At 65.9% G+C, this 14,698-nt stretch carries 12 protein-coding genes; 2 read left to right on the top strand and 10 right to left on the bottom strand.

The features are described from left to right. Window positions 1-6: 6 nt before the first annotated feature. The 9 genes from ACWA13_RS01695 to ACWA13_RS01655 all read right to left on the bottom strand — a co-directional run bounded on the left by ACWA13_RS01695 (window position 7) and on the right by ACWA13_RS01655 (window position 8,421). Entirely contained in the window at window positions 7-381 is a 375-nt protein-coding gene (locus ACWA13_RS01695; protein WP_463936358.1) for an ectoine synthase, read from the bottom strand. Then, window positions 362-1,195, bottom strand: coding sequence for a tryptophan synthase subunit alpha (gene trpA, locus ACWA13_RS01690; RefSeq protein ID WP_463936357.1), 834 nt, complete (start codon window positions 1,193-1,195; stop codon window positions 362-364). Before trpA ends, ACWA13_RS01695 begins: the two co-directional genes overlap by 20 nt. After that, window positions 1,192-2,235 carry a hypothetical protein gene (locus ACWA13_RS01685; protein WP_463936355.1) on the bottom strand — a complete coding sequence of 348 codons (1,044 nt, stop codon included), beginning with the start codon at window positions 2,233-2,235 and terminating at the stop codon, window positions 1,192-1,194. Before ACWA13_RS01685 ends, trpA begins: the two co-directional genes overlap by 4 nt. 2 nt (window positions 2,236-2,237) lie before the next feature. Beyond that, window positions 2,238-2,510, bottom strand: a complete 273-nt coding sequence (locus ACWA13_RS01680) for an acyl carrier protein (RefSeq protein WP_463936354.1) — start codon at window positions 2,508-2,510, stop codon at window positions 2,238-2,240. Window positions 2,511-2,573: 63 nt separating this feature from the next. Next, window positions 2,574-4,007 carry an AMP-binding protein gene (locus ACWA13_RS01675; RefSeq protein WP_463936352.1) on the bottom strand — a complete coding sequence of 478 codons (1,434 nt, stop codon included), beginning with the start codon at window positions 4,005-4,007 and terminating at the stop codon, window positions 2,574-2,576. Then, entirely contained in the window at window positions 4,004-4,879 is an 876-nt protein-coding gene (locus ACWA13_RS01670; RefSeq protein ID WP_463936350.1) for a MaoC/PaaZ C-terminal domain-containing protein, read from the bottom strand. Before ACWA13_RS01670 ends, ACWA13_RS01675 begins: the two co-directional genes overlap by 4 nt. After that, the gene (locus ACWA13_RS01665; protein WP_463936348.1) at window positions 4,858-6,081 is read right to left on the bottom strand and encodes a beta-ketoacyl-[acyl-carrier-protein] synthase family protein; all 1,224 of its coding nucleotides are present in this window, start codon (window positions 6,079-6,081) and stop codon (window positions 4,858-4,860) included. The genes ACWA13_RS01670 and ACWA13_RS01665 overlap by 22 nt, the downstream gene beginning before the upstream one ends. Before the next feature lie 9 nt (window positions 6,082-6,090). Beyond that, entirely contained in the window at window positions 6,091-7,317 is a 1,227-nt protein-coding gene (locus tag ACWA13_RS01660) for an aminotransferase class I/II-fold pyridoxal phosphate-dependent enzyme (protein WP_463936346.1), read from the bottom strand. A gap of 138 nt (window positions 7,318-7,455) precedes the next feature. After that, a complete protein-coding gene (locus ACWA13_RS01655; RefSeq protein WP_463936344.1) occupies window positions 7,456-8,421 on the bottom strand; it encodes an AraC family transcriptional regulator in 966 nt (321 codons plus the stop codon). Between the two features lie 144 nt (window positions 8,422-8,565). Between ACWA13_RS01655 and ACWA13_RS01650 the strand changes: the two genes are divergently transcribed. After that, the gene (locus ACWA13_RS01650) at window positions 8,566-9,108 is read left to right on the top strand and encodes an anthrone oxygenase family protein (protein WP_463936342.1); all 543 of its coding nucleotides are present in this window, start codon (window positions 8,566-8,568) and stop codon (window positions 9,106-9,108) included. A 35-nt stretch (window positions 9,109-9,143) separates the two neighbouring features. Then, entirely contained in the window at window positions 9,144-12,734 is a 3,591-nt protein-coding gene (locus ACWA13_RS01645; protein WP_463936340.1) for a BTAD domain-containing putative transcriptional regulator, read from the top strand. Between the two features lie 1,055 nt (window positions 12,735-13,789). Here ACWA13_RS01645 and ACWA13_RS01640 read toward each other — a convergent pair. After that, the gene (locus ACWA13_RS01640; RefSeq protein WP_463936339.1) at window positions 13,790-14,674 is read right to left on the bottom strand and encodes an NAD(P)H-binding protein; all 885 of its coding nucleotides are present in this window, start codon (window positions 14,672-14,674) and stop codon (window positions 13,790-13,792) included. Window positions 14,675-14,698: the final 24 nt, after the last annotated feature.

Raw genomic sequence — 14,698 nt, 5'->3', positions numbered from 1 at the left:
AGGCTCCTAGTAGGCCGAGAAGCCGGAGGGATCAAGGGTGTGCGTCTCGTCCCCGCGGATGGGCGGATTAAAAACCGAGATCAGCTGCATGTCCTCGTGCTCGGATGCCTGGAGGTGGTGGGCGTCGTGTTCATTGAGCGCATAGAGCACCCCGGGCACAATCTCGTGGCGCGTGCCGTCAACTTCCACCACGGCGCCGGACCCGGAAATGCAGTAGCAGGCCTCCAGGTGCCGCGAGTATTTCAGCATGGAGCTGGTCCCTGCCTTAACAACAGTGTGGGCAATAGCAAAGCCCATGCTGTCGTTCTCTACGAGCAGCCGGCTGCTGGTGCCGTTTCCCCAGTTGACGGTGTTTACGTCTTCACGCCTGCGAATGAGCATGGGATTTCCCTTCAGTTTGTTTGATATTTGGGGGTGAAACCTTGTCCAGGAAAGTGTTGAATACGGATCGGAGCCGGCCTGTGGCCAGCCCATCCTCCACGGCTGCTACTGCCGCCGTGCCAATGATGGCGGCGTCAGCGCCGATGATGCCCAGCTGGTCGATGTCCGCGCGGTCCGTCACGCCGAATCCCACAGCAATGGCTGCCGGCCCATACGCGCGCAGCTCCGCCACGGTTTCCCGCAACGCCGCATAGCCCTCGTCAGGCCGGCTTCCGCTGCGCCCGTATTTGGCCACCAGGTACACATAGGCGGTGGCTGCCTGGGCGGCTTCCTGAAGGGTTTCCGGGCGGGACACGATGCTGTAGCACGTTGTCACCACGGGAATCCCCTTCTCCGCCGCGGCTTCAAGGAAGTCCTTCCGCAGGACGGGCGGCAGGGCGTGGATCAGGAGACCGTCCGCGTCGGATGCTGCCACTGCTGCCAGGAAGGCGGCCATTCCGGGGCCCTTGACGGTGTGGCTCCAGTCAGCCAGGAGCACAATCTTCAGCCTGTCCAGTTGTGGCTTGATGGAACGGATGAAATCCAGGACCTGCGCCAGGGTGATCCCCGATTCGATGGCGCGGCTGGCAGACCTTCGGATCACCATGCCGTCCGTGACCGAGTCCGGAAAGGGCACAGCCAGTTCCAGGCAGTCGATGCCGGCCTTGTCCATATCCAGCACCAGGCCGTGAAGCTGGTCAAGGGGCGGATCGCCTGCGTTAAGGAACAATACGGTGCCGGGGCTGTTGGTGGTGCCGGTGAAAAAAGCGGTCATGGCTGAATCCCTTTCCGGGCGGTTGCTGCCTGGGACGTTGCTGCCTGGGACGTCATCCGGCTGGCAAGGGCCAGCGCCTGCCCGGACCGGACACTGTCCATGGCGGCATCAAATGCGGAATTCCAGTTCTGTTCCCGGCCGGCGGCAAGCAACAACCCCGCTGCGTTCAGGCAGATGGTGTTGGTGACTGTGGGGTTCACTGTCCCGTCCAGTGCGTCCATAAAATGCCCGACGGCGGCATCCGCACCCACCGGTTCAAGGTCCGCGAGCCGCCCGCCCGGGTCCGCAACGGAGCCGGGTTCGAGGTGCTCCACCGTGCCGTCCGGGCGGTAGACGCTGTTGGCCGTGAAGCTCAGCAGCTCGTCCACACCGTGGTCGTTGGACGTGACCCAGACCGGGTGTGGCCGGTGGACCTGGGCGAGCTCGCGGATCATGGCCAGCGGTGCCCTCGCCGACACCCCTGTCAGTTGGGCCCGTACGGGAACGTCTGCCAGGAACGGGCCGACAACGTTGAGGAACTTGCCGAACGTCTTCATACCGATCGGCACAATAAGCCGGGCCAGCCTGGTCAGCTCCCTGGGGTAGACATACTGGCCGGCGAATGCCAGCCCGAACTCGTCCAGGTGCCGCTCGGTTTCCGCGCCGTCGGCCGCAGTCACTATGCCGGCGCGGCCCAGGAGGTCCACGGAGCCCAGGGCGCTGGCGTAGGACCGGGATCCCGTCTTGATGATGGCCGCGCCGGTGCTCGCGGCGACGAACGCGGCCGCCGTCGAAATGTTCATGGTGGCCGGCCCGCCGCCCGTGCCGACGATGTTCACGGTGTCCCGGGCCGGCGTTCCTCCCGGTTCCGGCGCCAGGCTCTCGATGAAGGCGAGGATGGTGGCAGTATCCGGCAGCCAGGTCGCGGCGGACGCCAGAACCCCCACCACTTCGGCCTGGTTGGCGCGGCCGGAGCCCACCTCTGCCCAGAAACGGGACCATTCCTCCGCAGAAACGCTCTCCTGCCTGCGGATCAGGGTCTCAAGAACCTGACCGGGCATCGCTAGACCGTTGACTTCAGGGCAGCTGACTTCAAACGGGCGTTGGTGATGAACTGGTCCATGGTGGCCAGGCTCCTGAAGTTCTCCGGGTCAAGGTCCTCGTCGCCAACGGACACGTCGAAGTTGGTCTCGATCCAGGCGATCATCTTCAGCAGGCCCAGGCTGTCGATGATCCCGCTGTTCAGCAGGTCCATGTCCTCGGTGATTTCTTCAGGACCGGTGCCTGGCAGAAACTCTTCGATGACGTACGTGCGGATTTCGGTGATGGCGTTCATGGTGGTGCTCCTTTTTATTGGCTTGCGTGGGTTTGCGCGGGTTTTGTGGATCAGGTGGTGGCGTCAGACGGTTTCCGGGAAGTAGTCCCGTTGGGCCTGCAGCCTGTTGATCTTGCCGGTGGTGGTGAGGGGAAGGGCCGCATCTGTGACCCTCAACTGCGAAGGCACAGCGGTTCTGGGGAGGTGGGTGGCGCAGTGGTTGCGCAGTTCCAGTCCGGACACTGCGGATCCGCTTTTACGTTCGACGACGGCAAGCAGCCGCCGTCCTCCCACGGGATCCGGGGCGGTCATCACGGCGGCCGCACCCACGTTGGCGTGCAGCTTCAGGATTCGCTCCACCTCGGCGGTATTGACAGCCACGCCCCGGATTTTGACCTGGTGGTCTGTCCGGCCCAGCAGCTTCAGCCCGCCGTCGGCGTCGCGGCGGAAAAGGTCGCCGCTGCGCAAGAATGGCCCCTGCCCGCCCGGGTGCTGGACAAACTTCCCTTGGTTCAGGGCAGGGTCCAGGTAGCCGCGGGCCTGGAATGGCGTGCGGACCAGCAGCTCTCCGTCGCCGGGACCCGATACTTCCCGGCCGGCGTCATCCACCAGCAGGACCTCGGCTCCCGCAACCGGCGTGCCCGCAGGGAGTTGAACGGGCAGCTCCGCTTCTGGCGGCACGCTGTGCATCAGGCTGTCGTTGGTCTCAGTGCAGCCGTAGACGTTGTGCAGGGTGGCGGCCGGAAAGAGCCTGCGCATGGCCGTAAGGGTGTGGTGGGGAGTTTCATCACCGGTCAGGATCAGGTGCCGCAGTGCCCCGCTCCCCTGGTCCTGGCCGGCATCAGCCACCAGCTGGAAGAACATGGGAACGCCCTGCGCCACTTCCACCCGGTGGTCCACCAGTTGCTTCAGCACGTAGGCGCCGTCCACCGCTTTGGCCGGCGGAACCAACACAACGGTCCCGCCGTGCCCAAGGGTGGCCCAGACGTCCAGCAGCGACAGGTCAAAATTCAGTGGTGCCAGGCTGAGCACAGGAGTGCCCTGGCCGATTCCGAAGGCAGCACCTGCCCAGGCGGCAAAGCTGTCCACCGCCGAATGGTCCAGGAGGACAATCTTCGGGGTGCCGGTGGATCCCGAGGTGGTCAGCATAAAGCCGGTACCCTCGGCCACCCCGGGCCGCCGGTCCGGGGCCAGGAGTTCCAGGCCCCGCGCCTGCGGGTTCAGGATGGCTGTGCAGCCGGAGTCTGCAAGAAGGTGGTCCCTGGTGGCCGCCGGAAGCAGGGGCGAAACCAGCAGGAACGGCCGGTCCTGCCGCAGGCAGTCCAGCACAGCCGCAATCGCCTCGCTGCCCTTGTGCGCCAGGATGGCCAGCGGACCTGCGCCAGCCAGCATCCCGGTCATTTCGTCCGCGAGGGCCAGCAGCTGACCGTAGCTGACGACGGCGCCGCCTTCCACAAGGGCTGCCGCTTCGGGCCTCGCTGAAGCGTGGGCCAGGATCCGCTGCGCAAGTCCACTCATGGCTGCGCGTCCGCAGGGCGGATACTGATCCATCCCGCCTTGACGGCCGGACCACGGGGGGTGTTGCAGGAGAAGGCGAAGCTGCCTTCCAGGACGGTAGGCCGGAACGAAAACAGGAGCGGCTCGCCGGGCAGGATGGGGGCGGAGAACCGGGCACCGAGGCTGATGATCCGGCCCACGTCACCGCCGCCAAAATGGTCTGCGGCGATTTCGCAGCCTACCGCGATGCTGCTCATTCCATGGGCGATAGGTCCGGGAAAACCGGCTTCCAGGGCCGCCGCCGGGTCCGTATGGATCGGGTTGTGGTCACCCGAGGCATCGGCGTACGCCGCTACGAAGGCTTCGGTAGGCGTTACCTCGAAGGTGAAGGCGTCCTGGTCCGGCAGTGGTTTTGGCACCGCAGGATGCCCGGGATTGCCGCCGAAGGAGTCGGGGTGCTGGTAGCCAACCACCAGCACCGTTGCCTTCAGCTCCGTCACTGTTGCGCCGCCGTCGTCCGTTTGACGGCAGTTGATGGTGACCCGCGAGCCTTGGGGTTCGGCCCGCACTGCAACAACGTCAGCGCGGGTGGTGATGACGTCCCCGGGCACCATGGCGCGCACCGCACGCAGCTCCTGCTGCAAGTGGACAATGCTCTTGGGGCCGGGAACCAGCTGGTCGATGAGCTGGTTGAAGGCCGGGTGGGAGACGGTAAAGCCGTGCACCGGGCTGGCGGCCCGGCCGCTGCTGTTGAACAACAGGCTCCGGGCCGCGGCGCGGTAGGCAGTGATGTCCGTGGCTGCCACTTCGGTGACGGTGACCACGCCGGCAACCGTTCCCGAGGCTGCTTCCTGTTCTGCCGCCAGGATGCTCATGGCGCCAGCACCAGGCATGCGTTGTGTCCGCCGAAGCCGAACGAGTTGGACAGGGCAGGCAGTGCAGCGATTTTCCGTGGTTCAGTCTTCACGATATCCAGCTCAATTCCAGGGTCGGTGATGGTGTGGTTGGCTACCGGCGGTACAACCCCGTGGCGCAAGGCCAGGAGTGTGGCAACGGCCTCGGCTGCCCCGGCGGCGCCGAGCAGGTGCCCGGTAACCCCTTTGGTGGCAGTGACCGGCGGAACGTTGTTGCCGAAGACGGCGTTCAGCGCGTGCGCCTCAATGCTGTCGTTCAGCCGGGTGGACGTACCGTGGGCGTTGACGTGGCTGATTTCATCCATTCCGACGCCGGCGCTGGCCAGCGCGGCTTCCATCGCCTTCCGGGCGCCAAGGCCTTCGGGATGGGGCATGGCCAGATGATGGGCGTCCGCGGTGGCTGCATAACCCAGCACGGAACCGTACGTCCGTGCACCTCGTGCTGTGGCGTCCTCCTGGCGCTCCAGCACTACAAAGGCCGCGCCTTCCCCCATGACGAAGCCATCCCGGCCGGCATCGAAGGGCCGTGACGCCTCGCCCGGACTGTGGTTGCGGGCGGACAGCGCACCCATATTGGCAAACGCCGCAAGCGTCACGGGCGTCACCGTTGCCTCGCAGCCACCGGCGATGGCAACGTCCACAACTCCGGCGCGCAACAGGGCCATGGCATGGCCGATCGCGTCGGCGCCGCTGGCGCAGGTAGTGGCGAGAGTCAGGGCCGGGCCCATGGTGCCCAGTTTCATCGAAATCATGGCGGCCGCCGCGTTCGGCATGGTCATCAACGGCATCAGCGGGCTGACTCCCTGCGCCCCGGCGGTGTGGAACATGCCGCTCTGCTGGTCGCTGGTGTGCCGGCCGCCCACTGCGTTACCCACTACTACCGCCGTCCGGACCGGCTCGGTTTCCGGGGATCCGGCGTCACTGAATGCGTTCATGGCTGCCACCAAGGCGTACCTGGAGAACGGATCGAGACGGCGCAACTCCTTGGCGGAGATACCGGCAGGGACGGCGGGCTCCTCCGCCCGGCAGGCCAACCGGACGGCATGGCCGGCGAAGGCGGGCCCTTCGAGATAGCCCGCCAAGGACTTTCCAGCAAGCAGCGCGTCCCAGAAAGCGTCCACGGTGTTGCCTGCGGGGGTGACCAGGCCTATGCCCGTCACCATGATGGTCTGGCTGCCCATGGCGTAGCCCTAGCCGCCAATCAGGCCGCAGCGCTCGGCTGCGCGCAGGAAGCCGCGGGTGGCCTCATCGATGATCTCGGGCGAGTGGCTGGCAGTGATGGCAATGCGCAGGCGGGCAGTGCTGACAGGCACGGCCGGTGTTACCACAGGCAACCCGACGATCCCTTCGTCACGGCAGGCCGTGGCGAAGTCGTAGGCCTCCAGGTCAGTACCGATTATGAGCGGAACAACGGCTGTTTCGCTGGCTCCGGTCTGCATGCCGGCAGCGGACATGGTGGTCCTGAACCTTGCTGACTCCTTCTGGATGTGGCTGACCCGCCAGGGTTCCTGGTCCAGGATGCGTACCGCTGCGAGGGCCGCTCCGCTTTGCGCCGGACCCAGTGATGCCGAGAAGAGGAACGGGCGTGCCGCATAGCGGAGGTGGTAAATGAAGTCAGGAGTACCGGCCACCCAGCCGCCCATGGAGGGAATGCCTTTGGACAGTGTCCCCAGCTTGACGTCCGCCGTCACCTCGTAATTGAAGTGTTCCTCGATACCCCGGCCCGTTGCTCCGATAACACCCATGGCGTGGGCTTCGTCCACCATCAGCAGCGCACCGTGTTCGTCGCAGACCCGGCGCAAGGCCGGCAGCGGCGCGATGTCCCCGTCCATGGAGTAGACGCTGTCAACGATGACCAGCCGGACTCCAGTGGCTGGAGCGTCGCGCAGGCGGCGGTCCAGGTGCTCTGGATCGTTGTGCCGGAACCGGGTGACGGTGGCCCCGCTGAGCTGGCAGCCGTCCACAATGCTGGCGTGGTCGTACTTGTCGATGAACACCTGGTCTCCGGGGCCGCAGATGGCTCCCACGGTGCCTACGTTGGCGGCGTAGCCTGAGCTGAAGACCAGCGCCGATTCGCGGCCGTTGAAGCGCGCGATCTCCGCTTCAAGCTCCTCGTGGAGGGGTGTGGTCCCGGCAAGTGCCCGCACGCCGTGGGCTCCGGTACCGTAGGTGTCCAACGCCTGCTTGGCTGCCTCGTTGACCCGCGGATCCCCGCTGAGTCCGAGGTAGCTGTACCCGGACATCATCAGCAGCCGCTCGCCAAAAAGATCTACGAATGGAGTGCCCGCCACCGGAATATACGGCATAAAGCTGTTGCGGCGGTTCGGCTCGGATTCGAGTTCCTTCACGCGCCGGTGGGTGCCCTGGACCTTGGCGTCGAGTCTGTCCCTGGATGCGGATGCAAGGGTTGCGGTCATCGCGTGTGTCCTCCTGTTGAGACCGGACAAGCGGGGCCGGGACCATGGGTCCAGGCCGGCCGGGGCCGGTGTTTGCGGTTAGGACTGTTGTAGGACAGCCACCGCAACGCGAGCGCAACAGGTGTTCTTCGGGGGGCGTCAGAGGCCCGCGGGTGCCCCACCCACACCAGCGGCCACGGGCTGCCTACGGCGGTACTCCTGCGGGCTCACGCCGTAGCGCTTCTTAAATGCAGTGCTGAAGCTGAACGGGCTGGCATACCCCACCTGCCGGGAGATGGTGGTCAACGTGAATTGCGGATCTGCCATGAGGTCTGCGGCCTTGGCCAGCCTCCACTGGTTGAGGTAAGTCATTGGCGGTTTGCCCACGCGTTCGTGGAACCGACGGGCCAGCGAAGCCCTGGACACTCCCACACTGCCGGCGAGCGAACCAACCGTCCAGGGCTTGTCCGGGGAGCTGTGGATCAGCCGGATGGCCTGCTGCACGGCCGGGTCCCGCTCTGCCGTCAACCAGTTATGCTCTGCGTCAGAAATCCCGGCCGTCCAGGTGCGGACCGCGCTGATGAGCAACAGATCCAGGAGCCGGTCCAGGACGCTCGCCTGGGCCACACCGTCCCGATGGATCTCCTGCCTCAGGACATCGATGATGGGGTTCCCGGCAGCATCGACCAGCACGTGCGGCGGCAGGGACGAAAGCAGGATGTCGCCTACTTCGCCGCTGCTCCGGTACGTCCCCACCAGCATCGAGTCCCGCCCGCCGGCGTCGTTTCCCCAGGAGCGCAGCCCTGTGCTGAGGTCCTGGGCGAGGTCCTCGCCATTGGACCCGGAACAATTCTGGTCCACGCCGATGAAGTAGCTGGGCCGTTCATGCGGCTGGTCCGCCAGCACGTAGGCAGCGGAATCCCTGATCAGCAGAAGGCTCCCCGGTTCCAGCAGCAGGGGATCTGCCCCTCGCTGGGAAAACCAGGCGGAACCGCTCAGCATTGCCACGACCGTCAGCGGGGCATCATCCTCGACCCGGATGGCCCAGGGTGGCGACATCTTGACCTGGAGCAGGAACGCATTGCGGGCCCGTGGCCCGTCGAGGAAGTCAGAGAGGGGATCCATAGCTCAAATCGTAGACTATCCGTTATGAAACTGATTGTTCAGATAATGTAAAGTCTCCGTTCACCCAACCAAGCTTAGGTGGGCAGGAACGCCACACAGCTGGCGGTTACCTGACTATCAACCGAGTATCAACTAGGAGGCAGCATGGCCCGCACGCCCCGCCTGATTGCGCTGACTGCAGGACTTGGCTCCTGCGCAGTAGGTGCCGTCTACAGCGTATTCTCCCTGAACGTTTTACCCGCGCTGGCCAAGCTGCCGGCCAGTGAAGCGATCGAGCGCATGCAGCAGTTCAACAAGGATGCCGTGATGTGGCCGTTTATGTCACTGTTCTTCGGCACCGCCGCCCTCAGCACCTACATCCTGGCCAAGGAAGGCGTGCGCGCCGGTACCATCCCCGGCTCCAGGCTCCGGTCCGCCGGTGCCGGCATGTACCTGGGCGGATTCCTCCTGACCATCGCCTTCCACGTGCCCAGGAACAACGTCCTGGAGCAACTCAGCCCTGCCGCCGCATCCGCCCCCGCCGCGTGGGATCGATTCCTGACTGAATGGACGGCGGGCAACCACGTGCGTGCTGCGTTGTCGGTAGCCGCGGCAGGCGCCCTGGTGTTGTCGGCTGCGGGCCGGCACCGTGCGGCGTCACCGGCGGCGGCTTCCGCCAGCCTGCCGGCATCCGGAAGAGACGCCTGAGCGGCTAACCGGCAGCGGAGATGGGGGATCTGCAGATGGACAGCAACAGCAGCAAGGCAAAGGACAACAGCCAGGCACTCGGCCACGGCACAAACCAGCCCACCACGGAGCTGAGGCTTGCCGGTCCGGTGTGCCTGGTCACTGCGGGCCGGCAGCCCGTGCGGCTGGCCAGTGCTCAGGCACAGGCCGCCGTGGCAAGGCTGGTGATGGACCGGCAGGGCAACGGCACCACCCGTGAACAACTGGCGGACGTCATCTGGCCTGAAGGACTCCCTGACACCTGGGCTTCCGCAATGCGAAGCGTGGTCAGCCGGATCCGGAGGTTCCTGGCCATGTCCGCCGTTCCGGGCGCGGACCTCGTCTCCCATGGCGGCCGGTACTATCTCCAGCTCCCGGCCGCGATTTGCGTCGACGTGGAGCAGGCGGAGAAGGAACTTGCCCTGGCCGGTGCGGACCTGGAGGATCCCGAGCGCGCGCTCCGGCAGGCTGAAAATGCCGTGCGCTGCTTCCGCCGCCCGTTCCTTGCGAACCGGGAAGGTGACTGGGCGGCGCACGTCCGCCAGCACCTGGCGGGCCGGGCTAATGAAGGACTGGAGATCGCTTCCCGTGCTGCGCTCCTGGCCAACGAGATCGGCGCAGCCATCTCCCACTCGGCTGAGCTGATCGGCAGGGCCCCGCTTCGCGAAAGCGCCTATCGAAGCCTGATGAGTGCCAGCCTGGCCGCCGGAAACCGCGGTGATGCCCTCTCCACCTACACTGCGCTGCGAAGGCAGCTCCGCGACGAACTCGGCGTTAACCCCTCAAAGGAGACCCAACAGCTGTACTACGAGGTGCTGGGATCTGCCCCGGCCTCTGCCGACGCACCACCAAAAGCTGCCCAACGCCGTCGTCCGTTCATAGGCAGGCGCGAGGTGCTGGACACGCTGGACCGGGCCTTTAAGGCCAGCCAGGCAGGCTCAGTGCAGTTGGTCCTGGTGACCGGAGAGCTGGGAATCGGAAAGTCCCGGCTGCTGCACGAATTCGGCCGGCACCTGAGCCAGTCGGACGTCGCCGTGATCCCCGTCCACTGCCAGGCTTATGCGGACAGGGGATGCGCGCTGGCCAGCAGCTTCGCGGACGCAGCCGACGCCGCAGAGCCCGGATCGGTCCACGCGGGCACCCGGAAGCGGCTCGGGCAGATCGTCGCCAATTACTCGGGGGACCCGGAGCCTGACCGTCGGGCGGGCAGTTTCGGTGCCGAGCTTGCCGAGCTGGTGCTGGACGTGGCCGCCAGTGTGCCCCTGGTGCTGGTCCTCGATGATGTGGACACAGCAGACGAGACCACCGTTGAAGTCCTGCGCCGGCTGATCTTCCACACCGGAGGCAGGCAGGTTCGGCTGATGGTGGTTGCGGCCGCCACCTCACCCCGAAGTGCAGCCGCGTTCGTGCGCCACGGCCATGAACTGCCGCAACCCAATTTCTGCACCATGGCGGAACTGGAGCCGTTCACGCCCTATGAGGTCCACCAGCTGGTGACCAGCCTGCCGCACCAGGGTCCAAGCCCTCGACCCGGAATCGGCCACCTGCTGGACCGCTCCGGAGGCAACCCTTTCCTGCTGACGGCACTGCTCCCCGACACTGGAACGCAGGCCCCGGCCGACGTCGGTGTTTCCCCATTGGTCATTGATTACGTCCATGCCCGGACAGACGGTCTCGACGCAGATTCCGCGGCTTTGCTGCGGTACGCCGCGGCCTACGGCTTGGCGTTCGGATTCGATGTGGTGGCCAGGGCATACGGATCTTCCGACACCGCAGCGCGCGCCATTGGCACCCTGGTCCGATCCGGCCTCCTGTTGGATGACGTGGACGCCGGCCAGGCGGCCGAACGGGAAGGGCACTGCTACAGGTTCCGGCACGGAATCCTGCGGGAAGCCGTGTATGCCGCCCTCAGCACGGCCGAGCGCTTTGAAATCCATACCCGCCTGATCAGCATCCTCCGTGACGTGCACCGGGATGACCCGGAGGGCGGGGTCCACGAACTGGCCAACCAGCTGCTGGCGAAAAACAGGCTGGGCAAAGAAGGCCAGGCATCCCGCCAGATGGAGACGGCAGAGGCCTGCCGCGAGGCTGCTGCAACCGCAGAGCAGCGGGGCCACACCTGTGAAGCCATCCGCCTCTACCGGCAGGCATTGGGATTGGCCGCCCCGGACGACACGCGGTTGAGGGCCCGCACCTTGACGGCACTGGGCAGGCTTGAACTTGCGCACTCTCCCACTGACGGCCTGGAGAACCTGCGTGATGGCACCCTCCTTGCACTGCAAAGCGGGGCAATCGAGACTGCTCTGGCAGGCGCCTGCGACCTGGCCGACCACCTGGCAGGAGTGCCGCATCTGCGCGGCGAAGCGGCAGCGCTCGCGGACCTCGTGGCCGAGGACCTGTCACGGCTGCCGGTTGAATCCCTTGAATCAGCGGCCATGGGCAATGTGCTGGGACGCTTTATGGCACGTGTGAGCGCTTGGGGAACCAAGTGCCCCCCGCCTGCCCTTGTGGAACGCGCCATTGAAGCACTGGGCAGGCAGCTGACCGTAACTGTGGCGCCCGAACGCGTCACGCAACGGGCAGCGCTTGCCGAGGACCTGTGGCGGCTGGCATCCGATGCGGACCACCCGGAGGGAAAACTCCTTGCTGCGGAACACGGTGCAGCTGCCGCCGCCATCCTGGGCAAGGCTGATGATCTGGCGGTTTGGTCCGGCAAGCTCCGCACAGCCGTCATGAGTCAAGGTGAGCCCGAACGGTTCGGCTACCTCACCGATGGACTTGCCCTGATGATGCACATCACCAGCGGAACGGTCCCGCATGGCCTGTGGAACCAGCCATGGCGCCCGGACAACCGCCTGACTGCCGACGCGATCGCCGGTCCCTTTCTCCGCCTGGGTCAGGGCCCGGGCCCAGGCCGCCAGTTGCTCATTGGCCGGTGGCTCCGCGCTCCGTCCACAGGCCGCCAGGCCGATCCCGGGACAGAACGCTGGCCGGACCCTCCTGGTCCCGGCGGTTACCCGGGCATTTACCGCGCCGACGACTGCCTCCGCGACCTCCTGGACGGCCAGCTTGGAACCGCCAGACTCAGGCTCCGCGGCCTGCTCCTTGGACCACTGGGCACTCCGGACAGCGACGAGGCGCTGCACTCCCTGGCGGTGATGGCCATCACTGCAGCGGAATTGGCAGATCCGGTGGCAGCCGGCCGGCTCTTCGGACTGCTCTTACCGCTGCGCAACCTCGCAGCGTGCCACAGCGTCTTCAGCTATGCCGGACCGGTCTCCTACCACCTGGCCAGGCTCGCCAGGATCAATCAGGACCTGGACCTGGCGCAGGAACTGGCAACAGCCTCCATTGCCGGCCTGTCAGCCATGTCCGCCCGGCCCTGGGTGGCGCTGGCGCAGCTGGAACTCGCCGCCACTCTTCAGGCCCGCGGCCGGCCCGGTGAGCGGCGGTTCATCGAAGCCCTGCTTGCCGAGTCTTCCCGGCTGATGCGCCACCGTGGCCCTGCGGACGCCGCGCCGGAGCATGCAGTCCCGGCGTATGCTGCCCCTGCCGGCCATACTGCTGATCCGGGTGCCGTGCCTGCCGTGGGGATGCAGCAGGGCTGACCTGCATGTGCAGGATATCCACGCGGCGGACCCTGGACATGAGGAGCCCCAATTCCTCCGAGACTGCCTCCCCAGGCTGTGAGGTGATCACGGAGAAACCAGGGAGTGAATCGTCTTGCAGCAGCCGTTCAATAAGCACGCGGCTGATGTCGTCCAGGGCACCGGGATCCGGTACCACAATGGTGGTCGGGCCTTTCCGGGCAACCGACTGCAACCAGGCTTCCAGTTCGTCGATCCGTGCAAACCCTGACGCCGAGGCAGGCTGCCAGGGACCGCCGGCACCACTCCACCCGTTGGCGGGGAGCAGTTGGGTCATCAAGTCCAGCAACACAATGCCGCCGTGGTTGTTGGGGCGCCGGCGGTCTGCCCTGAGTACCACCCCGCCATGCGCATGTGCCTGGAGCGCCAGCCCGGCGATTGCAGACTCAACGGAAATGGGTCCACCTGCACGGGCGATGACCAGGCGTGGAAACCGGCTGGCTCCAGGGGTGGCAACCGCCGCTCCCCGGGACCCTTCATGGGAGGCATGCCTGCGGGCCCACTCAATGCACGGCGAAACAAATTCTCCGCCACCGGGCCTGGCCTGGATCCGGAAGACCGGGCCGGCATGCCCGGCCACAATGTCTTGGGCCAGGACGAGTTCAAAGCCCGGCGTCAGCAATGGACCGGCAACCATGGCAATAGAGCCGCAGGTCACGGCTGCACCAGTGGGTGCTGCCGCCAGGAGCGCGCGGGCCAGCGCGACTGCTGCAACAGCATCAACGGGATCTCCCGTACTCCCCCAGCCATACGCAGCAACAGCGAATGTTGCCGGCACTCCGGCGTCGGAGGCTGCCGCCATGAGGCGTTCCACTGCCTGTACGACGTCGTAGCTGGTATCAAAATGTGCCGCCACCAATTCCGGACCGGTCAAGGCGGCCGGCATGGCTTCCGCCGCACCGGCCCCGGACAGCCGGGCTCCGGTAATGGAGCCCAGCTGCCCGGTGAGCCAGTGCAGGTTAGCCTGGTCAGTGCCAGCCAGAAGCATGGTTCCGGAACTCAGGATGGTACTCATTTCAGCGGCTGGCGGATCCGGCCGTTACTGCTTCGTCGGCCGTGGCCCAGACGCCGGTGGCTGCCGCTTCACGGGCAAATTCACTGAAGTCCTTGGGTTCACGGCCCAATGCCCGCTGCACGCCATCCGTCAGGGAAGCGTTGCGTCCGTCCAGAATCAGGGTGAACAGGTCCACGAAATCGCGGGGCAGCCCCTCCTTGGCCAGGATCACTTCGTACTCGGCGGCCGTCACCGGGCTGTAGATGATCTCGCGGCCTGAGGCAATACTGATCTCCCGGGCCACCTCGTGGAAGCCCAACAGGCGGGGACCTGAGAGTTCGTAGACCTGGCCGTCGTGGCCTGGTTCGGTCAACGCAGCTACCGCGACGTCAGCGATGTCATCTGCGTCGATGAATGGCTCCACGGCATCTCCGGCCGGGATGGAAATGACGCCTTCCAGGACAGGGCCCAGGAAGAAGCTCTCATTGAAGTTCTGGTTGAACCAGTTGCACCGCACGATGGTCCAGGCAACGCCCGAGTTCTGTACGGATTCCTCGCTGGCCAAGGCACCGTCCTCGCCCCGGCCGGAGAGCAGCACAATCTTCTTGACGCCGTGGGCCACTGCGGCTGCGGAGAAATCGGCAATGAGTTCGGAGACGCCGGGAAACGCGAGGTCCGGGTAGTAGGTGACGTAAGCGGCGCTGATGCCTTCCAGAGCGGCGTCCCAGGTATCGGGCTTGTCCCAGTCGAAAGCCGGGCTGCCGTTCCGTGATCCGATCCGGACGGGGATGCCCCGCTCCGTGAGGCGTTCGGCCACGCGGCGGCCGGTTTTGCCCGTTCCGCCGATGACGAGGATGGTGCCGTTGTTGGTCAGGTCAGTTGCCACAGTGGGCTGGTTGTTTTCCATAACTCCATCGAACCAATTACGGGC

Source organism: Pseudarthrobacter sp. TRD_SC_9, from assembly GCF_055361265.1.
The sequence above is the reverse complement of the archived record's forward strand: the minus strand, read 5'-3'. Positions and strand labels throughout refer to the sequence as shown.